This window comes from Treponema sp., from assembly GCF_045657965.1.
GTDB lineage: Bacteria > Spirochaetota > Spirochaetia > Treponematales > Treponemataceae > Treponema_D.
This window is the reverse complement of sequence record NZ_JAZOUG010000067.1, coordinates 1-22,239: the sequence shown is the minus strand read 5'-3', so window position 1 is coordinate 22,239 and position 22,239 is coordinate 1. Positions and strand designations below refer to the sequence as shown.

General features: G+C 38.9%; 18 protein-coding genes. All 18 read right to left on the bottom strand.

Annotation, left to right across the window (positions count from 1 at the left end; translation table 11 throughout):
• Positions 1–166 precede the first annotated feature (166 nt).
• Positions 167–871, bottom strand: a complete 705-nt coding sequence (locus ACKI5B_RS02485; RefSeq protein ID WP_407425496.1) for a YggS family pyridoxal phosphate-dependent enzyme — start codon at positions 869–871, stop codon at positions 167–169.
• Positions 872–876: 5 nt separating this feature from the next.
• Positions 877–2,832: an AMP-dependent synthetase/ligase gene (locus ACKI5B_RS02480; RefSeq protein ID WP_407425494.1), complete on the bottom strand. Its 1,956-nt coding sequence runs from the start codon at positions 2,830–2,832 to the stop codon at positions 877–879.
• A gap of 75 nt (positions 2,833–2,907) precedes the next feature.
• Positions 2,908–4,074 (bottom strand): tRNA uracil 4-sulfurtransferase ThiI, encoded by a 1,167-nt coding sequence (gene thiI, locus ACKI5B_RS02475; protein WP_407425492.1) that lies wholly within the window; start codon positions 4,072–4,074, stop codon positions 2,908–2,910.
• A 9-nt stretch (positions 4,075–4,083) separates the two neighbouring features.
• Positions 4,084–5,931, bottom strand: a complete 1,848-nt coding sequence (locus tag ACKI5B_RS02470; RefSeq protein WP_407425490.1) for a hypothetical protein — start codon at positions 5,929–5,931, stop codon at positions 4,084–4,086.
• A gap of 8 nt (positions 5,932–5,939) precedes the next feature.
• Positions 5,940–7,634: a hypothetical protein gene (locus ACKI5B_RS02465; RefSeq protein ID WP_407425488.1), complete on the bottom strand. Its 1,695-nt coding sequence runs from the start codon at positions 7,632–7,634 to the stop codon at positions 5,940–5,942.
• Between the two features lie 9 nt (positions 7,635–7,643).
• Positions 7,644–8,882: a glycosyltransferase gene (locus ACKI5B_RS02460; RefSeq protein ID WP_407425486.1), complete on the bottom strand. Its 1,239-nt coding sequence runs from the start codon at positions 8,880–8,882 to the stop codon at positions 7,644–7,646.
• Between the two features lie 33 nt (positions 8,883–8,915).
• Positions 8,916–10,934: a replication restart helicase PriA gene (gene priA / locus ACKI5B_RS02455; protein ID WP_407425484.1), complete on the bottom strand. Its 2,019-nt coding sequence runs from the start codon at positions 10,932–10,934 to the stop codon at positions 8,916–8,918.
• Positions 10,935–11,660, bottom strand: a complete 726-nt coding sequence (locus ACKI5B_RS02450) for a uracil-DNA glycosylase (protein WP_407425482.1) — start codon at positions 11,658–11,660, stop codon at positions 10,935–10,937.
• A complete protein-coding gene (truA, locus tag ACKI5B_RS02445) occupies positions 11,657–12,439 on the bottom strand; it encodes a tRNA pseudouridine(38-40) synthase TruA (RefSeq protein WP_407425480.1) in 783 nt (260 codons plus the stop codon). Before truA ends, ACKI5B_RS02450 begins: the two co-directional genes overlap by 4 nt.
• Positions 12,439–13,353, bottom strand: a complete 915-nt coding sequence (locus ACKI5B_RS02440) for a DUF2225 domain-containing protein (protein ID WP_407425478.1) — start codon at positions 13,351–13,353, stop codon at positions 12,439–12,441. The genes truA and ACKI5B_RS02440 overlap by 1 nt, the downstream gene beginning before the upstream one ends.
• Positions 13,346–13,765, bottom strand: a complete 420-nt coding sequence (gene acpS / locus ACKI5B_RS02435; protein ID WP_407425476.1) for a holo-ACP synthase — start codon at positions 13,763–13,765, stop codon at positions 13,346–13,348. The genes ACKI5B_RS02440 and acpS overlap by 8 nt, the downstream gene beginning before the upstream one ends.
• Complete coding sequence (locus ACKI5B_RS02430) at positions 13,762–14,790, bottom strand: CdaR family protein (RefSeq protein ID WP_407425474.1); 1,029 nt, start codon at positions 14,788–14,790, stop codon at positions 13,762–13,764. The genes acpS and ACKI5B_RS02430 overlap by 4 nt, the downstream gene beginning before the upstream one ends.
• Complete coding sequence (cdaA, locus tag ACKI5B_RS02425; RefSeq protein WP_407425472.1) at positions 14,765–15,583, bottom strand: diadenylate cyclase CdaA; 819 nt, start codon at positions 15,581–15,583, stop codon at positions 14,765–14,767. Before cdaA ends, ACKI5B_RS02430 begins: the two co-directional genes overlap by 26 nt.
• Before the next feature lie 24 nt (positions 15,584–15,607).
• A complete protein-coding gene (gene folP, locus ACKI5B_RS02420; protein ID WP_407425470.1) occupies positions 15,608–16,438 on the bottom strand; it encodes a dihydropteroate synthase in 831 nt (276 codons plus the stop codon).
• A 9-nt stretch (positions 16,439–16,447) separates the two neighbouring features.
• Complete coding sequence (dxs, locus tag ACKI5B_RS02415) at positions 16,448–18,379, bottom strand: 1-deoxy-D-xylulose-5-phosphate synthase (protein WP_407425468.1); 1,932 nt, start codon at positions 18,377–18,379, stop codon at positions 16,448–16,450.
• A 267-nt stretch (positions 18,380–18,646) separates the two neighbouring features.
• Positions 18,647–18,847, bottom strand: coding sequence for a DNA-directed RNA polymerase subunit omega (locus ACKI5B_RS02410; protein WP_407425466.1), 201 nt, complete (start codon positions 18,845–18,847; stop codon positions 18,647–18,649).
• 89 nt (positions 18,848–18,936) lie between these two features.
• The gene (locus ACKI5B_RS02405; protein WP_407425464.1) at positions 18,937–19,884 is read right to left on the bottom strand and encodes an MBL fold metallo-hydrolase; all 948 of its coding nucleotides are present in this window, start codon (positions 19,882–19,884) and stop codon (positions 18,937–18,939) included.
• Positions 19,884–22,031: a single-stranded-DNA-specific exonuclease RecJ gene (recJ, locus tag ACKI5B_RS02400; protein WP_407425462.1), complete on the bottom strand. Its 2,148-nt coding sequence runs from the start codon at positions 22,029–22,031 to the stop codon at positions 19,884–19,886. Before recJ ends, ACKI5B_RS02405 begins: the two co-directional genes overlap by 1 nt.
• Positions 22,032–22,239 lie beyond the last annotated feature (208 nt).

Sequence of the window (22,239 nt, the reverse complement as noted above, 5' to 3'; positions counted from 1 at the left end):
TGGAAGTAAAACGAAAGGAAGATATGACAGGACTCGCTTCTCTTTATGGAAGCGGAATGTTTATTGTAAATTTTCCTTACCAGCTTGACGAACAGATGAAAGAAATTATGCCCCGTTTAACAGAAATTCTTGGCGAAACAGAGCATATATGGAGCGTGGAAAAGATTTAATATTTTCTTTCGCCAAAGATTGCTGTGCCGATTCTGACGATTGTTGAACCTTCTTCGACAGCAATTTTGTAATCACCGCTCATACCCATTGAAAGTTCATGCAAATCTAAAGACGGAAATTCTTTCTGCATTTTATCACGGAGATTTCGCAAAGTGACGAATGATTTACGGATAAGGCTTTCATCACTGGTAAACGGAGCCATTGTCATAAAGCCTTTTGGCTCAATGTGAGGAAAATCACCTTTTGCACAGCGTTCAACTGTACAATGTAAATCCTCTTCTGAAGTAAAGCCTGCTTTTGAATCTTCACCCGTGTGTACTTCAAAAAGAATTTCGATATTTTTGTTAATTTTTGAACACTGTTTTTCAATTTCTTCGATTAGTTCGATTCTGTCAGCACTTTCTATGCAGGAAGAAATCCGTACGGCTTCTTTTACTTTATTACGCTGCAGAGAACCGATTATATGAAGTTCAGGATTTAAGTCTTTTGAACGGATTTCATCGAATTTGCCGGCTGCTTCCTGAATCCGGTTTTCGCCAAAAAGAGTCTGACCTGCATTCATAGCTTCAATTACGCTTTCTGCAGGATGAAATTTGCTCACAGCAACAAGCCGGACAGAGTTCTCACCCCTGCCCGAGCGTTTTTCGGCTTCACGAATATTTGAAAGTATGTTTAATAAATTTTCTCTGATGTCTGACATAATTTTTATTTAAAAATTTTATTGATTTCTTTTTTATAGATTTTATTGATTTTATGACGCATGAGTTCCTGCTTTGCATTGATTTCTTTATTAAGCTCGAAACTCTGCTTCAAAATCGCAAATTTAAAGATTCGTTCACAGGTACGGAAGCCGGTTTTTGCATTATCAAGTGCATCAATTTCTGAACGTAAAAGATTCTGGATTTCACTTGTTTCCAAAAGACTATCGTAAGTATCGTAAACGATGTTGTTTTCTTCTGCATAAGAAAGAATATTGCTCTGATCCGGAACGATAAGGGCTCCGACGTATTTCTGATCCTGACCTACGACCACAGTGCGCTCGACATAAGGACTTGCGTTGATTGCCTTTTCGATAACCTGAGGTTCGATATTTTCGCCGCCAAGCAGAACGATTGTATCTTTTGCCCGTCCTACGATTTTAAGTTCGTTATCGCATGAAATCATACCCAAATCGCCTGTGTTAAGCCAGCCGTCTTTATCGATAACTTCATCAGTTAAATCCTGACGTTTGTAGTAGCCTTTCATAATCTGGCGGCCTTTTACAAGAATAAGACCGCGCTTTCCAGGTTTTAAAGGCTTTGTATCGGCAATTTTTCCGTCTTTTTCTGCAACGATTTTAAGGTCAAAGCTCGGGAAAATCCAGCCGACATTATTGTTGCGCGGGCGTTTTGAGTTTCGTACAGAAATTACCGGGGAAGTTTCTGTCATGCCGTAACCTTCAAGAAGGCGGAAACCGATTGCATTGAAAAAGTCTTCTGTTTCCGGCTGAAGTGCACCGCCGCCAGAAATTGCAGCACGGAATTTACCGCCGAATTTCTGACGAAGGCGTTTAAATACAACCTGTTCTCCAAGAAAGTGAGATGGCCACAAAATTACAAACGGGAAGAAACCTGTAACATAATCTATGATACGCGGATACCAGTGATAACGGCAGCGTAAGCCTAAAAAGCGCGCCTTTGATTTATAATACCATTTACCAAGAAGGACAGAATATTTAAAAACAAGGCGGTTTAAAGCACTCTGTTTTTTGATTTCGCGGAAAACGCCCTGTGCAACCGATTCCCACAAACGCGGAACAGCATTCATCCACTGAGGCTGAACAAGCTGCATATCAGAAAGCATTACTGATGCAACAGGCTTAGAATAGGCAAATCCGCCTTCAAGGGTAACTACCATATAGCAGAAAGCACGTTCAAAACTGTGCCAGATTGGAAGAACTGTAAGCCACAAATCTCCTGCCTGCATTAAGCCGAGAACAGAACGGCAGACTTCACACTGTGCAAGATAATTGTCGTGGGTTAGCTGAACGCCTTTTGGTGTTCCGGTAGTACCTGAAGTAAAAATGATTGTTGCAACATCGCTGCGGTCAATTGAATTCATGCCTTCTTCAATCTGCTGCCATTCTTCTTTTGTGATTGCAGTGCCTTCAGATTCAAGCATTGAGTAATAAATTACTTCAATGCCTTTTGATTTGGCATCTTCAAGAGTTTTATCATCTGCATGGTCGTAAAGAATTGCTTTCTTGAGAGTCGGAACTTCTTCGATATTTTCTAGAACCTTCTGAAGCTGGCGGGCATTTTCAAAGAAACAGATTTCTGCCTCTACAAAGTTTAAAATAAAACGCATTTCAACGCCCATAGAGTCACAGCCGCGCGGAACATCGATTGCACCGAGAGAAAGAAGGGCTAAGTCTGTGATGAGCCATTCACGGCGGTTATCGCTCATTAAGCCGATTCTGTCGCCTTTTTTGACTCCAAGTTTTTTAAGGGAAGAAGCAAGTTCAACTACATGCTGATAGACCTGTGAATAACTGTAACGTACGAACATGCCGCTTTTGTTTTTTACTGCCTGAAGCGTTAAATGAGGGCATTTATTAACTTTATTTCTAAAAAGAAGAGCAAGGTTTTCGCCCAGATTTTTCTCAAACTTCGACAAGTCCATAGGTCACTCCATATTATTTCAATATATTCATTATGACATTTTCTGTCTTTTTGTCAATATAAGAGAAAAACTTACTTACACTTCGTAACGCTTGATTTCACGTTCTTCAAAGGCTTTTTTTACAAGCTCATCGACTTCAAGTTCTTTATAAATCCGCTGTGCTTCTTCGACAGTAGAACGCAGAACCGGATGGCGCGGGCTGAAAAGAACACAGCAGTCTTCATACGGAAGAATTGAAGTTTCATAGGTGCCGATTTCTTTTGCAATTTCAACGATTTCTTCTTTATCGGTACCAACGAGCGGGCGTAAAAGAGGATATTCTGCCATGCTTTCGGTACAGCTCATATTTTCGATTGTCTGGCTTGCGACCTGACCAAGGCTTTCTCCTGTAATAAGACAGCTTGCACCTACCCGTTCTGCAATCATGTTTGCGCACTTCATCATACAAAGACGGAGCATTAAAGTTGTATAGCTTTCAGGTGACTTTTTTTTAATCTGCATCTGAACTTCGGTAAAAGGTACTGTGTTGATATGCACACGAAGACCGTACTGAGAAAGGATTTCTGCCAGATGCTCAACTTTTTCGCGCGCTTCATCACTTGTGTAAGGATAAGCATGAAAGTAAACTGCATCAATCGTCATGCCGCGGCGTAACATTCTGTAGCCTGCAACAGGTGAATCAAGCCCGCCTGAAAGCAGAAGAAGGCCCTTTCCGCTCACTCCCACAGGAAGACCACGCCGGCCTTTTGTACGGTTTGAATAAACAAAGCATTTGTCTCTCACTTCAATCATAATTACGACATCAGGATTTTTTACATTGACATCGAGAATTTTCTGACCATAGGCAAGCTCGGCTGCTTCACAGCAGATTCCGTAATGATCAAGAGGAAAAGATTTATCACTGCGGCGTGCATCAAGCTTAAATGTTCTGGCTCCGTTATCGCGCGCCTTAATTGCCTCGTTCAGGACTTCCTGTTTGATTGCTTCGATGTTTTTTTCGACAACAACAGCTTCTGCCCAGCCGGTAATTCCGATTAAATGAGAAAGTGCAAATTCAACCCGTTCCTGAGCTTCTTCATCACATTCAACATAAAGCCTGCCTGCCTGCAAAGAAACGCGTGCATTCACATTTTTAAGGTATGCCTTTGTGTTTTTAACAAGCTGTCTTTCAAAAATTTTAATATTCGAGCCTTTAAGGATAAGCTCACCGACCTTTCCGATATAAAATTTTGTATATTCCATAAAGATTTCCTAATAACTGTATTTCATCGACACGCTGATGTAGTGATTCATGCAGTCGTAAAGATTTGATACCCATTCATCTTTTGCATCTTTTACTGCATTCTGAACATAGTCAGTCTTTTTAAAATCATCCCATGAATATTTCTGTGAAGTATATGCTGTTTCTGTTTCTGCATAATAAGTAACAGTTTTTCCATTTTCTACTTCATCTTTTGAATAATAAGACAATCCGCCTTTGTAAATATTATTGTTTACGCCGGCATTTTTTACATATTCAAAAGTGTATCCTGCACACAGGCTGAATCTTCCGCATTTTGTTTTGGCAAAAGTGTATTCTGCGTTTAAGCCTAGTTGTGCCACATACATTTTGTGGCCGCTTGTCATAAAACCAAGTTTTTCCCATGCTGAATCTACATGCTTTCCGCTGCTTCCGCTCGATGAGAACATCTGACTCATGTAGAGCGTGCCGTTCGTGGCGTAGGTGTTTTTGGCAGCAAGCATATACTCAGCAGCCTCGTCATCAGAAAAATCTTCTGCAGAATTTGCATGACGTATGAAATTTCCAAAAACATTAACCGAAAGATTTTTATGAGGTGTGAGCTGAGCTGTAAGTGAAATTTTATCTGAATTCGGGTCTAAGGCAGAACCGATATTTATGCCTGAGTTTGTATAATTCTGATAATTCCAGGTATAACCGTCAAAAGTTCCGGAAGAATCATCATCATATTCCCAGTGGGCATAAACATAAGGCATGATTGTAGTATAGTTAAATGTAATGGTATTAAAAATTTGTGATTCAGGAGCATAGATTACTCCTGTCTGAAAACCAAACCGGAGTTTTGTATCAAAATTAAGTTTGAGGACGTCATTAAGTTCAATATCATCAGCAAAAAAATCTGTTGCCCAGTTAAAGCCCGACCATGGTTTAACTTCAAATAAAAGCCCCATCTGAAGATTGTCGTTTGCTCCGCCGATATTCTGTACTGCATAATAAGGAGCAGGAGTTACATAAGAAAGATTGTTGTATGGTCCAAAAATGATATTTTCGTAGTAAGTAAGATTAAATTTCTGAAAGTAATGCCATTTTAAAGCATGAAAAGCAAGATATTTACCGCTTTCAAGCCAGTGAGAGTCAATATCTTTTCCCATATTACGGGTAACGCCGATTGTTTCATAGGCAGAAGCATAGCTCCAGTTTTTTGTTGTGGCATTAAAGTTAAGGTTTGCACAGTGATAGCCTGAATCATTTACAGCCATGCCGTCATCAATAAAAGGACCGAAACCCAGCCGGTTCATTCCACCGCCACCATATACGCTTTCATTTCCAACTGTAAGATTAAGGTTCCAGTTGAGGTAAGCGGTCAAAGGACCTGCGTCAACCGGATCAAAAATAGAATCTTCTTCCATTCTGGTGTAAAGCGGAGAATAATCAGAAAAATCATCGGTCTGACCGTAAATTCCAAGTTTGTAGCCGACTGAAACAAGCGGATGAAGTGAAGCATCCCCGCCTATTCCAATTTCTGTATTGAAGAATTTATTATCACTTTCATTATCAGAAATTTTTACACCGGCTTTTGCTTTATAATAAGGAGTCCAGCTCTTGTTAAAGATGCGCTCATATTCTTCTTTTGCAAGTTCAGAATCAGTTTTATTACCATTTTCGATAACATCATTTAAAATGCGTTTAATTACATTGACAGGATAAGGACGCAGCTGAGGCAAAGTGGAAGTAAGGCCGCGGAGTTCCCAGTTTTGAGCTTCTTTATAAAACTGATCATGAATTTCAACTGATGCTTGAGAAAACGCAGAAGAAAGATAAATCAAAAGAATACAGGTATAAGCAATATACTTTTTCATAAAAAATCCTATTTATAATTTATAAAATTGATGCTTACCATAGCAGCAAATTCAAAGCCGTGAGCTTTATTTCCCTGAATATGATTACGGTTAAAAATCATAGTATAGGAAGGCTGAGCTATAAAAGTAAGGTATTTTTTTGGTTTCATTGTTGCACGCACTGAAAGCCGGTTTACAAATTCCGGAGTTCCCGAAGGGCATGAAAGAGACTGAAGTTGTTTTCTGTAACTCTGGTCAGAAAAATTATCAGGGAACGGCCATGCATAGTCTCCGTCTTCACTTCCTAATTCACTGCCGTCGTCAGCTCGTTTTGAACCGCCCCAGTAACTTGAATTAAAAATGGAAGTACCTGAATATTCACCGCGGGCCATATAAAGATAGATTAAATCAAGCGCCCATTTTTCAGGAACTTCATAGCCTGCTTTAAGCTCAGCAGAAATTGTATCCGGACCGAAAGGAGAGCCGATCCACTCATAGAACACTTCATAATCACCGATATTTTCACTATAAGTGCGCACCATTGACCAGTTAGGACTTTCTTTTATGTAAAGATACGGATCTGCCCAGCTTCCTTCAAGAGAAAATCTGAATCTGCCGTTTGAAACCGGAATAAAAATATCTGTTCCGCCCTGAACTCCTAAACCATTTGGTGTGGTGTCGTTTTCAAAATTGCTTGTTTCAAAAGGTGTCTGAAACTGAGTCATTGCAAAAAGCCCGTAAAGCCGCCAGTTCTTAACTGGAGTATATTGAAATTTTATACCGAAATAGTCGCAGGTATTTGATTCGGTGTCATCACCTGAAGAATCATAATCACGCCAGGCGGCAAATCCGTGAAAAATTGTCCACGGATTCATAAAACGAAGTTCCATCGGTGCATAAACTAAAAGCCCTTCCATAAAGGTAATCTGGAATTTTTTGAAAAGCCGGACATCGATTTCATGCGCATACATGTATTTATCAACATTAAACTGAGAAACTGAGCCTGTGTATTTAAAAACAGGATTGTAGAATTCCATCTGTGCATAGGCAACGCCGGTAAGATATTCCGACCAGATCATTGAACCTGTTAAAGTATTTCCGATTGAACGCGATCCGCTTCCAAGCTGAAATCCGAAACCGGTTTTTTCTGTAAGCATATAACCTGTTGAAAAATAACCGGTGTCAGGAAATTCAATATCAATCTGGTCTGCTGCAAGAGGAACATTGGTATAATTATAATTATGCAGGCTCATTCCGCGGTTCTGGGCAAGATAAACATCCATGCTGAATGTAGCATAATCTCCCGCTGTAATTGTAGCAGGAGTGTCGAGCAGCGGCTTTCTTGAATAACGGTCAAACACCCAGTCAATTTCTGAAGAAGATTTACCGAAAGCCGCAAGATTAAATGTTGGTTCAAGTCCAATTGAAAGAATATCGTAGCCGATTGCAAAATTTGTTTCGTTAAAATATGCAAAAATACGGTCATATTCTGTTTTTGAGGCTTCACTCATTGAGTCATAATCAAGTTCTGAAAGATAGACTTTAAGTTCCTGAATTGAAAGAGGTGCTGAATCGGCAAAATTTACAATTCCTTCTTCAACAGATATCGCAAGCACTGAATCATAAATCCAGTGACCTGCAGGAACTAATTCCTGATTTCCCCTAGCAGAAAGTGAAAAATTTATGCATAAAATCAAAAATATATAGAGTAAAAACTTTTTCATATAAAGCTCCTATTTAGTGATTCCAAGATTTTTATCACAGCGGATATGAACTGCACGTACATAGTTTTCGACAAGACGCGGTGTAAGGGTGGAAATTTTCCATTTTTCGCCCCACTTTACCGCTTCCGCAGTTTTTTGTTTGTATAATTTTTGATTTGTTAAAAGCAGGCTGACTTTATCAGAAAATTCCTTAACATCATCCTTTACCATAAATCCGCCGTTATCCCCCTGCATGACATCGACTGTTCCAAGTTCACCGATTGCAACAACAGGCAAACCTGCAAGCATAGCCTCTGCAGTTACAAGCCCCTGAGTTTCAGTTTTGCTTGGAAAAACAAACACCTGTGAAAATTTGTAAAAATACACAAGCTCAGATGAAGGAATATATCCTGCAAAAGCAACAGATTTTGTAAGAGAACGTTCACGGGAAAGCTCCTGCAGTTCTTCAAGATACGGACCTCCTCCGACAAAAAGCAGGGCTGTCTTCGGATTTTTTTTCTGAACCTGTTCCAGAACATCGTACAGAAAAGCAAGATTTTTTTCTTTTACGACACGACCAACAAATAACAGTACTTTTTTTCCTACAAGCTGCGGAAATTTCTTAAGAATTTGAAGTGTCATCGCACCCTGACGGATTAATGAATATTTTTCACGGTCATCAGGAATTCCTGTCGGTAAGATTTCACACTGTTTCTGTATTCCATAATCCTGAACAACCGAAGCAATTTTTTTTGTAGGTGCAATTATCACATCAGCCCTTTTAAGATAAAACTTAACAACTGAACGGCCGATTTTCCTTAAACTGAAATTTGGAAGAAAGTTTACGTAATTGACCAGATAATCTTCCCACATGGTATGAAAAGTAAAAACAAGCGGAATTTTATAGTGAAGCGCAAACATTGTTCCAAAATAACCGATAACCCACTCAGAATTAATATGGATAACATCAGGTTTAAACTCATACATCGCTTTTTTAACGCGCCGCCATTTATCAAAACGCGCAATCCGGTCTTCTTTTGAAAGAGCTCCCATTGACCACGAAGGAATACGCACAATTTTAAAAGGAGAATGTTCATCGCTCGATTTTTCATCAAAAAACGCACTTTTCTGCTGTTCTTCTGAATATTCAAGGCAGACAATACAGACAGAATGACCAAGCTTTGTAAGCTCAGTTGCGTAAGAGTGAACTGAAACAGTGACACCGTTAATACGCGGATAATACGCATCGGTGAACATAGCGATTTTCATAAGATTTGTAATTTTACAAAATTAAAGCAAACTTTACAACAATGACACAGGATCTGCATCATATTCGATGTAGACCTCCCCCGGAGCCTTAAAATTATCGCGGAAAGTGTGAGTCATGTACTGTAAAAGTGCAACGGAAGGACCGCGTAAAATAATCTGCTGGCGGTAATTTGTGGCAATTTTTGAAAGAGGACATTCACTCGGACCTAAAATCTCTGTATGAACGGCAGCTTCCTGCATTTTAGAAGGATTTTTTGCCGCCGCTGAAAGGATTTTTTTTAAGATTACTGCAGCACCTTCCGCTCCAGAAGCAGCCTGTTTTTCAGAAGGTGCACGAAAAACAAGACGGACAAGCCGTGCGAAAGGCGGAAAATTCAGCATTTGACGGGTCGCAATTTCTGAAGCATAAAATTCTCCGGTTTTTCCTGCAACAGCATAAGCAATCGGCTCTGAATCCGGGCAGTAAGTCTGAACTAAAACCTTTCCGTCAGGAAAAAAGCGCCCTGCCCTTCCTGCAACCTGTGTAATAAGTGCAAAAGTCCGTTCAGCCGCCCTGAAATCTGGCATGTGAAGACCAGTATCTGCAAGCACAACACCGACAAGCTTTAAGTTCGGAAAATTTAAGCCTTTTGCAACCATTTGAGTTCCAAGCATAATATCGTACTCGCCTTTTTTGAAAGCTTCGATCTTTTCGGCAAGTTCTCCTTTACGGCTTGAAGAATCAGTATCAACACGGACTATTCGCGCATTCGGGAATTTTGCTTTTACTTCAGTTTCGATAAATTCTGTTCCAAAGCCGGAATAACCTACATCAAGAGAACCGCATTCAGGACAGCTTGGCGGAGGCGAAACAGAATAGCCGCAGTAATGACAGCGCAGGCGTTTTTCTGCCTTGTGGAAAGTGAGTGAAACAGAACAGTTTTTGCATTTTAGTTCAAATCCGCACGAATTACACCTGAAAAAATGAGTAAAACCGCGCCGGTTCAGGAACAAAATTGTCTGACGTTTTTCTTTTAAAGTATTTTCAATTTCTTTCTGCAAAACAGGAGAAACAGCCCCCTCAATTGAAAGACCTGAAAGATTTATGCATTTAATTTCAGGCATTGCACCGCCTGCAAGACGCTTTGTTAAAACATGTTTTTTAATTAAGCCGTCTTCCATTAACTTCCAGGCTTCAACACTCGGAGTAGCACTTCCCATCAAAAGAGGGATTTTTGCTTTCGCACACCTGTACATTGCAACCTGCCGTGCATGATAACGCGGAGTATTTCCGCTTTTGTAAGAGCCGTCGTGTTCTTCATCGATTATAATCATTCCAAGGTCGGGAACAGGAGCAAAAACCGCACTTCTTGCCCCTATTACAATGCGCGCTTCTTTATTTAAAATTCTATGCCATTCAGAAAGCTTCTGGCTTGGTGTAAGACCTGAATGTAAAACTGCTGCCGTATTGCCGAATCTTGAAACAACAGCTTCGATTACCTGTTTTGTAAGCCCTATTTCAGGCACCAGATAAATTACGCCCTTGCCGCTTAAAAGGAGGGCTTCACAGACCTGCATAAAAACTTCAGTTTTTCCAGTCCCTGTCGCACCATAAAGATAGTGAAGATTTTCTTCAGATGAAAGAATCCCCTGAACTGCATTCTTCTGTTCTTCGCTTAAAGTCCGGGCCTTTATTTCAGGCGTTTCTTCGAGAAAAGAAAAACCGCCGGCTTCACTTTCACGCTTTCCACTAGGAATCATTGCAGAAACAGCCTCACCCAGTGAACACAGATAATAATATGAAAGCCATTTTGCAGTTTCTAAAAGCTCCTTTGTAACAAGCGGTTTTTCATCAAGAATACGAAGAATCGGACGGATTTTATTTTCTTCAACAGGACATTCTGAAGGAAGAGTTTCACTTTCTGAAATTACAAATCCTGTCATGCGCCTGTTACCGAATTTTAAATCAGCACGGAAACCGACACGGCTTTTATTTTCAGGGTTTTCACAGTCAAGGTAGGTAAAAGCCTGATTAAGAGGAATATTCAATACGATTTGAAGAAAGCGCGCCATTTATTTTTCGTAGCCCGCATCAATTCCCAGAAGCACATTACGGAATACTTTTAAATCTTCCCAGGCAGGCCTTTTATTGGCAGGCTCTCTCAAAAGTGCACTCGGATGCCATGTTGTAACCACTGGAATTCTTTTATATTCAAGCACCTGACCGTGAAGTTTCATTACTCCGTCTTCTGTGTGTAAAAGATTTTTTACGGCAACGCTTCCTGCACATAAAATTGCCTTTGGCTTTAAGGCTGTAATCTGTGCATCTAAAAAAGGCCTGCATGCATCACATTCTTCAGAAAGCGGATTTCTGTTCGCAGGTGGCCGGCATTTTACAATATTTGCAATATAGCAGTTTTTCTGTCTTGAAAGAGAAATTGCTGCAAGCATTTTATCTAAAAGCTGACCTGCGGGTCCTACAAAAGGTAAGCCCTGCTTATCCTCTTCTTCACCGGGTGCTTCACCAATAACAAGAACAAGCGGGTTTTCAACTCCCATTCCTGGAACAACATTACGCCTTGTGGCAGAAAGCTGGCATCTTTTACATTCAGAGATTTTTTTACTGATATGAAAAAGAGTCGAGTCAGAAGCAGGCTGAAAATCATTACGGTCCTCGTTTTCTGAATCATCGCTAAATTCCGGAATATCACCTGCAAATTCTTTAGAAGAATAACCGAACAAAGAATCGGAAGCAGTTTTAAGAAGATTATAGATTTTTAATTTGTCGTCTTTTGTCATACGTGCCTTCTCTCCCCTTCAAAACTTATTTTATACAGAAAAAGCCCTGTTGGAGGAGCCGTTGGGCCTGCTTTTTTGCGGTCACAAGAATCAAGCACTTCTTTAAAATATTCAGGCTCTTTTCCGCTTTTTTCAAAGTGAATTAGACTTCCGGTAATACTTCTGACCATCTTCCACAAAAAAGCATTTGCAGTAATTTCAAAAACAATTATATCTGAATCTTTATCATCAATAAAAAAATGAGCATCATCAATATAGCGGCACGTTGAAAGACTTGCATCCCCTGCCGCTGCAAAGGCTGCACAGTCAAGTTCTCCGCGTAAATACGAAGCCATTTTATTAAGTTTTTCTAAATCAGGTTTATAATGAACCGGCCACACATAGCGCATCTGAGAAGCAAAAGGATTTTTTGTATGAATAAAATAATGATAAGTGCGGCTTGTTGCAGAAAATCTTGAAGAAAAGCTTTCGTCTACTTCTTTAGAATCGACAATTCGTATATCTGGAGGCAGAAAAGCATTAATTGCAGGAACATATTTTTCTACAGGGATTGTATCGATTGTAGAATAAAAATTTGCTGCCTGAGCAAAAGCATGAACGCCGGAATCAGTGCGTCCGCTTCCTGTAAGGTTTATGTGAGTTTTATGAATTTTTTCGAGTGACTTTTCGATTTCGCCCTGAACAGTACGGACAGGCTTTCCCTTATCACTTTTATCCTGCCTCTGCCAGCCGCAGAAATCTGTGCCGTCATAAGAAACTGTGAGTAAAATATTACGCATTATTCTTCATCGTCGTCATCAAAATCAATCGTATTTGCTTCTTTAAGCAGATCTGTAATTTTATCATAAAGATTTCGTGCATTTTCAAGAAGCGGACCAGGTTTTGCTTTTGAAGATTTACCGAGTCCGAAAATACGGGCGATTGCACGCTTATCAGCATCAAGTTTTTTGTAACGAAGAGGCATATCTTCAGTCTGACCGTATTTATATTCAAGCAGGCCTGTTAAATAAATAACTCCGTCATAACCGTAATTTTTATCCATATCGGGACCAAAATTATTTACAGCCGTAATTGTTTCAATACCACCGGTTTCATTAAGCAAAGTCTGTTCATAAAAAAATGCCGACTTTTTATAAAAAACACTTGAAACGTAGTCATAATTGTAGCCTGGAATCATTTTATTAAGATGATCACAAAGCCATGCAAGCCGAAGGCAAATCATCGCACGCTTAAATGTCGGGGCATATCCCAGATCAACTTTTTCATAAGAAAGCAGTGCCAGATAATACATGGCAGCACCATCAAGAAGATTACGTTCACGGGTTAAATCGTAATGCGGGAAGATTGTCTCAACTTTTTTTTTGCGGTTATCATCATCATCTCGAAGAGCTTCGATTGAATCTTTATCTTTTATTTCTTCAAAATCTTTCCAGAACAAAGCAAGATGACATCTTGGGCATGCACCAACAGCGTAAATAAGCGGAAAAACTTCACCGTATTTTACTGAAGGAATATAATTTCTGTGAAGTTCATCTGTAAGGTCGCCTGCATTCATTCGTCCGCTTCCAGTAAGCATCTCTTCCTTTGCAAAATCCCGCTGACAGACAGGACACCGGCATTTAGTTTTTGACCAGTATGAAAGTTTTAATTTTTTATCAGGATTTGACTCAGGCTTAGAAGATTTTCTATACATTCTGCCCCTCCGCTTGATTATATTTTTCAATCATTACAAATGATACAGCAAATTCTTTTTCATGTGAAATAGAAACATGGACTTTACAGGAATTTCCGCACTTTTTTTGAATAAGTACGGAAGTTTTTTCTCCAAAGTAAAAATCAGGTTTCCCATTTTCGTCTTTTATAATTCCAAAATCAGATAATTCAAGACCTGCAAAACCGGTTCCAAGCGCCTTAGAAAAAGCTTCTTTTGAGGCAAAACGGGCTGCATAATATTCACATAAAGCCTGAATTTTATTTTCCTGCAAAGGAACTAAATCCGGTAAAATTTCACACTTATTAAAAAAACGCTGAATCATTTCAGGATTTTTAAGCCATTTTTCAAAACGAGAAACTTTTACAATATCAGTTCCAATTCCGAAAATCACCGTTTTCTCCTTTTTTCTACTTTTTCTTCCAGCTGACCACTGTCGCTTTCTACGATAGTAATTTTTTCTTCATCAGGATTTGTCAACGGCTTTAAAGTGAATGTAACAGGAATGGATTTAGTAAATCCTTCGGACATTGAAAAGTTTTTTGGAATATTATAGGAAAGATCAATATAGTAAGTACCGGGCTCTGTAACCTGAGAAACATCGGCAGTTACAAAAGTTTCATCCGGAACAAAATTTTCAAGTGAATTATAAGTTCCGGCCAATGTAACAGTTATCTCGCTTGTCATGGCACGGATTTCAAGTTCATCCGGCAGATTTAAAATCTTTACCGGGACTTTTTCAAATTGTTTTTGAGTTGTAATTTCTTCAAGCTGAACGTCAACATTTACATCAATATCGTCATGATGAATAAACATTCCTTTTTTTTCAACTTTTGTTTTTGCAGAAAAATCTTTACTGGCATCAGACATTGAAACCGGCATTGTCTGTAAAGATTTACAGTTTTTTATCATTGACCGTGGACCTGATATTGCAATTTGAGCAGGTTTTACTGTTGAAGATTTATACAAATATCCGTTTGCAGGCTTTCCCATAACAAGTGGAACAATATCAACATAGGAAGTAATTTCTTCTTCAACCCGAAGTTTTACTTTTTCTGGAGTTACTTTAATTTCCAGCGGATTTAAAACGCTTGCTGAATCAGAAAGTGTAACCAGAACAGGAAAATCATAACTTCCATCCTGTGAAACATAACTTAAATCAAGGTAGGCCCTCAAATCAGATTCACGAACCTGAGCAAGGTCTTCGGCTTTTCCACGCGCAGAAACTGCAATTGTTTTGGGATGCGGTTCAACTGAAACATAACCGTTTTTCGATTCAACAGTAAGCGGAACAGAAAAAACTTTTTTATCAACGCTCTGATTCTGATAAATCACATAAAGAAAGAGAGAAATTACAAAACAAACCGCTTTTACCTGCCAGTTTTCGAGAATTTTATCTAATAGTTGCTTTACTTTCATCGATTGTATCCTCTATTGTTCTCTGTGCAGCAGAAATTTCAAGTAAATTCTCAAGCATCTTGGTAATCTGAAGCGGCTTTAAGTCATAGTGAAGTTTTGAATCATAAGCAAGGCTGATTGCGCCGGTTTCTTCAGAAACAACAAGAACAACTGCATCGGTTGTTTCACAAAGACCTAAAGCGGCTCTGTGACGGGTTCCAAATGTTTTTTTGATGTCATACTGTTCACTTAAGGGCAAAAAACAGCCGGCAGCAATAACTTTACCATTCTGAACTATGCAGGCTGCATCATGCAAAGGAGTTTCATGTCCAAAAATCGTTACAAGAAGTGCAGAAGAAATATCTGCATTAAGTTTTGTTCCGGTTTCGATAATATCATCAAGACGGGTATGACGGGTAAAAACAACCAGCATACCTTTTTTAAGCTTTGAAAGAGTTTCGGCAGCTACAACGGCGGTATCAACATAAGTATGCCGGGAACGGTTTTTAAAATTGAAAAAATCATTCTGACCGATTCTTAAAAAGACTTTTCGAAGTTCCGGCTGGAAGATAATAGCAAAAGCAATTGCAAAACCAGGTGCAAGTTTATTTAAAATCCAGAGAAGTGTAGAAAGTTTTAAAAGGAAAGCAAATGCATAAAACAAAGCCACGACAATTCCGGCTTTAATAATCTGCATTGCGTTTGTTTTGACGATAATCTGATAAGCCTTATAAAGCAGAAAGGTCATTACAAGGACATCGATTATTGGACGAGCAAAATTATAAAGTGTCAGCAATCCATCAAAAGCGTTCAATCACAAAACTCCAGAAACATTATATTATATTTTCGGAATTTTATCCACATAAGACAAGATTTTGAGGGAATCGGCACATTCTTTTACATCATGAACACGAACAATCGAAGCGCCATTTTGAACTGAAATCAAATTTGCAGCAAGCGTTCCAGAAAGCCGTTCTTCGACTGCCCTTCCTGTAACTTCACCAATGCAGGTTTTTCTGGAAAGAGCCATAAGAAGCGGAAATTTTCCTTCTGCTATTTCACCGCACCTGCGGATAAGTTCAAAATTATCAGCAGTATTTTTTCCAAAACCGATTCCAGGATCCAGCCAGATTTTCTGTTCACTTATGCCTCTGGCTTTTGCAAACTCAATTCTATTTATAAGATAACCGTTAACTTCATCAAAAATATTCTGATATACGGTATTTTTTTGCATAGTTGAAGGATTCCCCCGTTTGTGCATTAAAATTACCGGTATTTCCTTTTGAGCGGCAAAGGAAGCAAGTTTTTCATCATCTTCAAGAGCCGAAATATCATTTAAAATATCAGCACCTTCTTCAAAGCAGGCCTTCATAACTTCAGATTTTCTTGTATCAACTGAAATCGGAATATTACTGACTTTGCGGATTTCTGAAATCACAGGAATAACGCGCCGGATTTCTTCATCTGCACTTATATATTCACTTCCAGGCCGTGTCGATTCTCCGCCAATATCAAGAATATCAGCTCCTTCATCAATCAGACGAAGTGCAGTCTCAACTCCTCCCCTGCTTTTTTCAAAAAACGAATCCGGAGTTGCATTAACAATTCCCATAACAAATGAAGGAAGTGCTGTCGAAATTGTGCGGTTTAAAAGTAAAAGTGTTTTCATATTCTAATTTTAAAGCAGTTCGGTTAAAATCTGTCTTGCAGTTAAAGAAGCATCAGCAAGAACTTCCTGCCGTGAACCATGAGATATAAACTTATCAGGAAAAGCAAAAATCTTAACATTCTTAAAGTCATTATTTAAAAGAAGATTCTGAATATACTCACCGATTCCTCCGGATTTAATTCCATCTTCAATCACGCATACTTCATCATAATTTCCGGATAAAGAGAGGAAATAATCTTCATCAAGAGGCTTAATAAACCTGAGTGAATAAATATCAGTATTTACGCCTTTCTGTAAAAGATTTCTTGCTAAAACTAAAGTTTCATCAAAAATTCCTCCGGTACATACCAAAAGCATTTTTTTGCTGTTTGAAGAATCTTCAAAATCAACGCTTAAATTAGGAGCAAATTCTTCATTTTTAATCAGAACCCCCCTTCCTTCGATAATTTCATTTTCAAAGGAAGGTAGTTCTGAAGGACATGAAAGTTTTGGATAACGGACTGCTACAGGCTTTTTAACATTTACAGCCCACATAAGGCATAAACTCAAATCCAAAGCTGTTGCAGGACAAAGGATTGTAAGATTTGGAACCGGCCGCAAAAGTGCAATATCAAAGATTCCCTGATGTGTTTCACCATCCTGAGGAACTGCACCGGCTCTGTCAAAACAAAAAATTACGTGGTAATTTGAAAGGGCTACATCATGAATAATCTGATCAACAGAGCGCTGAATAAAAGTAGAGTAAATTGCTACAACAGGAATCATACCGCCGCGGGAAAGCCCTGCTGCAAAAGTTACTGCATGCTCTTCAGCAATCCCGACATCAAAAAATCTGTCCGGATAATGACGTGCAAAAGTATCAAGGCCAGTACCTTTTGACATGGCAGCCGTAACAGCCATAATTCTTGTATTGCTTGAAGCTATTGCCATAAGTGATTTATTAAAAGCTTCTGTAAAACTCAAAGTATCGAATTTTTCCATTTTGCCGTCTGAAATCTGAAACGGACCAACACCATGGAAACTTGCCGGATCATTTTCGGCAGGAGAATAACCTTTACCCTTTTTAGTGTGAACATGAACAATTACAGGCTTAGGAAGCCGGCGTACTCTCTGTAAATTTTCTTCAAGCTCTTTAATATTATGACCGTCTAAAGGACCAACATATTCAAAACCAAGGTCTGCAAAAAAATTATTGGAAAGGAACATACCTTTTATAGCACGCTTAATGCGGTAAATAAATTTTCCGATGTGATTTTTTGAGTTTGGGATTTTATCGACTAAGCCGTCTATAAAATATCTGAAACGCTGGTAAAAACTTGTCATTGTAAGAGAGCTTAAATAACGGGAAATAGCTGCATTATTCGGAGAAATTGACATCTGATTGTCATTTACAACAACAATTAAATTTTTTGAAAGCTGGCCTGAGTGAGCTAAAGCTTCGTATGCAAGTCCGCCTGTTAAAGCCCCGTCTCCAATTACAACAACAACTTTTCTGGGTTTAGGATTAAATCCCAAAGCCCGCTGTTCTTTTTCAAATTTTTCCCAGGCTGTTAAAAGCCCTAAACCCTGTGATATGGAAGTACTTGAATGACCATTATCAAAAAAATCATGCACACTTTCACTCTGGCGGGTAAAACCAGAAATACCTGCATGCTTACGAAGAGAAGAAAACTGTGAATATCTGCCCGTCAAAAGTTTGTGTGTATAACACTGATGGCTGACATCAAAAATAATTGCATCTTCAGGGCTGTCAAAAACTCTGTGAAGAGCTACTGTAAGTTCAACAACACCAAGATTACTTGCTAAATGACCGCCGTTTTTTGCTACAGTTTCAATTATACACTTCCGGATTTCCGAACAAAGGGACGGTAAATCATTTTCTGCAATTTTTTTTACATCTGACGGGGAATTAATTTTTGAAAGGAACGTATAAAACCCCATAAAAAAAAGACCGCTAAGTCAATTAACTTCGGCGGTCTCCTTTGACAAAGAATAAACAGGTTGAACCAGAAACAACTGAAATATTCTGAAATCAATTACTGTTACTTACTCTTATGTCGATTTCGTCTAAGCATCTTCTTTCGCTTATGTGTTGCAATCTTCTGACGCTTTCTCTTTTTTCCACAAGGCACGATGGCACTCCTTAGTCTCGATTTAGATTTATTATTAACAAAAGCTGTTCTTTGGTCAAGGGCAGCCTTTTATGTCCTAGTTTTTATCTTCAATTCTGCGGTACTGGACTTCAGAATTGAAAAGCTGTTTTGCAGCAAGCGATACAACTTTACCGTCGTTTTCTTCAATGCGCTCATCTTTAATCATTGCAAGCTGATAAGCACGGTGACTTGCAGCAACAGTTGCTTCGTAAATATTTTCATTAAATTTTACAGTCTGTTCCAAAGGAAAAATCATTAGTATGCTATCCCCTTAAAGTGATTTAATAAATATATACAAATCCTTGTTTTATGTCAATAACACGCAATATGTTATGCCAGTTTTTATTAAACTTTTTTCCAGAACATCTGATTTTCAAGAATCTCGTAACTTATTTTTCCTGATTCATACAATCCTGTGACATAAGATCTGAGAGTACTTCCAATCAGGCAGAACTGACTTGTTTTTAAAGTAATTCCGCTCCGGTCAGCAACAGCTTTTAAAAGCTGTTCCATTGTTTTTGGAATTTTAAGTTCATCAATAATCATGTCTTCAGTTTCAAGAATCGCAAGCAGGTTTAATTCAGCAATTCCTTCGATATTGTCAACTATATCTCCATGACCGGGAATGTAAAAATCAGCTTTTATATTCTGTATTTTCTCCAGTGATTCTTTTGTTTTTGTTTCATCAAGGAGATACTGAATCCAGTGTTTTTTAATGGAATTCCGGCCTGAAAGCACATCACCGGCAAACATAATTTTTTTACCGTCAGTATCCGTGAACAAAAAACCAGTCTGATCTACATAATGGCCGGGAAGTGAAATCACATTCAGAAGAATTTTTCCGTTATCACAGGAAACAGCAATTTCTTCTTCACCATTAAAAACTCTGTTAACCCTGCACGCTTCTGCAAGCAGATATTTTGAGCGGATGTCATGAATTGCCGTTCCACCCCAGACAAGCTGAGTTTCAATATCAGGAAATTCCATAAGATATGCTTCACCTTTAGAAGCCCACACTTCACAGCCGGTTTTACGGACAAGATACGAATTTCCACCGCAGTGATCGGCATGCGAATGTGTATTTATAATTGCTTTAAGCCTGTATTGTGTAAATTTTGTGTTGAGAAAATCCAGAATCCGCGCACCGTTTGTTTCATCATTGCCGGAATCAATAAGATAAAGTTCCGTTATTCCGTCATCACGACAAATTGTAATCAGCCCGATATTAGTCGGCATTTTGAGATAAGAAATATGTTCGCTTAATTTTATAAGCTGTTCAGTTGTTACAGACATTACAGGCTTTTCCGTATATCAGTAATTACAAGCTGAGGACTTTCAACACCGTTATAAGTATTCCGGTTTACCTGATAAAGCACATCAACCAAGTCCCCTTTATCAAAATCATTATGCAGTGCTTTTGCACCACCCCAAAAAAGGGCCGGCCACTTAGTTTTTCCTAAATCAAAAGTAAGCTTTAAATGCTGCTGCTCTTTTCCTAAGATAAGGGCATCAGAAATACGAAGGTTTTTACTCATAAAGGTAAGCTCCCGGTTTTCTTCGCCATAAGGTTCAAAATCGTCAACAACTGCAAGTAAATCAGGCTTTAAATAATCAGCAGGTATTTCTGCATCAACATTAATCTGTTCACTTTCTGAAGAAGAGAGTTCAATCTGCGGTGCAAATTTATCAAGAGCAGAAAGAAAATCCTGAATCCGTTCTTTTTTGAAAGTAAAGCCCGCCGCATAGGCATGTCCGCCATAACTTACAAAAAGCTCAGCCATTTTATCAAGCAGAGAAAGCACTTCAAACCCACGGCAGCTTCGCATTGAACCGATTGCATTTTCATCAACAAAAGTAATTACCATGGCAGGAATATCGTGAATATTTACAAGTTTTCCTGCAATTGTGCCGGAAACACCGCGGTTAATTTTCTGCTCACCGGAATCATCGATAATAACGCAAAGCTTTCCAGAATATTTTTCGATACTTTCTTTTGCCTTAAATGAAGCAAATTCCCAGCCTTTATTTCCAAGTTCCTTGCGTTCATTGTTCAGTTCAATAATTTTACGGGCAATTTCAGTACGTTTTTCAGGATTTTTTTCCAGAAACAGTTCAAGGCCTGTTTCCGGCTGACCAAGACGACCGGTTGCATTCAGTGCAGGATTTATATTCCATGAAAGCTCAGTCGCTGTAATTCTCTTTCCAAGTAAATTCTGGGCAGCTAAAAGTTCTTTTAACCCTTCACGGGCTCTGCCTTTATTCATGGAAGCAATTCCATTTCTGATAAAAATTCTGTTTTCGTTTTTTAAAGGCATAATGTCAGCAAGGGCCGCAAGTGCTACAAGCTGTAAATCACGTTCGTTCGCAGCTGCATTCTGAGGAAACTGCCGTGCAATCTGGGAATTCATAAAAGTAACAAAAACATTATAAAAGCCCATAATTTCTGAATCAAAGGAAGGATTATAGCGGGCAAGACGAGATTTCGACTTTAACTGTTCCAGAGAAAGATTTGCAAAAGCAGGGGATATTTTTGCAGCTTCAGGGCGAAGATCAAGAAAATTGAACTCAGCCCCGCTTGTAAATACCTGCGACAGAATTGCAGAAGTTGATTTTTCATCCCAGACAAAAATCTGCTGACCGCGCAAAAAGTCAACAAGTTTTGTATTCATGATTGAAGTTCCGCTTTGAATTACTTCTGAAAAACGTGCTTTTTCTACAAGATTCTGAAGTTTTAAGACTTCAATTGTTGCAGAAAGCTGGTCAGGATTGATTTTTGCGGTAAGAAGTGCAACTTCATTTTTATAAAGTTCCGTGCGTGCAAAACGAAGGGCTGTAACAACTTTATAAACAACTGCACAGCCGGAAATATCTTTAAAAGGATAACCGGAGTCTTCGCACTTTGGATTTACAATAATTGCAGGTGAAGGAAGAACTTCCGGCGGAGTATGATGATCCAGAACGATTACATCCATACCTTTTGAAGAAGCATAGGCAATTTCTTCGACATTTGAAATTCCGCAGTCAACAGTGATTACAAGCGAACCGAAGTTTTTTTCAAAATCGTCAACGGCATTTTTATTGAGGCCGTAAGGGTCAGTTCCGCCGGGAAGCCGCCAGGTTACATCAATACCAATAGAAGTAAGATAGTCATAAAGAACGGCAGTAGAAGTGATTCCGTCAACATCTCGGTCACCGAAAATCAAGACCTTTTCACCTTCATCCTTTGCCTGTAAAATGCGGTCTACGGCATCTTCCATATTATTAAAAAGGAAAGGATTGTGCATGAAGCGTAAATCATCTTCAAGGAAAAACTGCACGTCCTGGCCTTCGGTAATACCACGGCGCGCAAGAATTGAAGCAGTAAGCGCATTTACTCCGAATTTATCGTATAAAGAGCCCACATCGTTTCTTGTAATATGTTTTTTAATCCAGTTTTTCATTTATTAATTCCGCTGAAAGAATATCATATAATTGAAAAAGGATAAACATGTTTTCAGGGGAGAAGTCTCTCCCCAGCGTCACACTATGAACTGACCCCAAAAAGTTAGACACTTTTTGGAGGTTAGAAAATGGGAGTTACAATTCCTTATCCAATTGACTTGAGAGTAAAGGTTTTAGCAGAATACAAGGCAGGAGTTGTCGGTTACA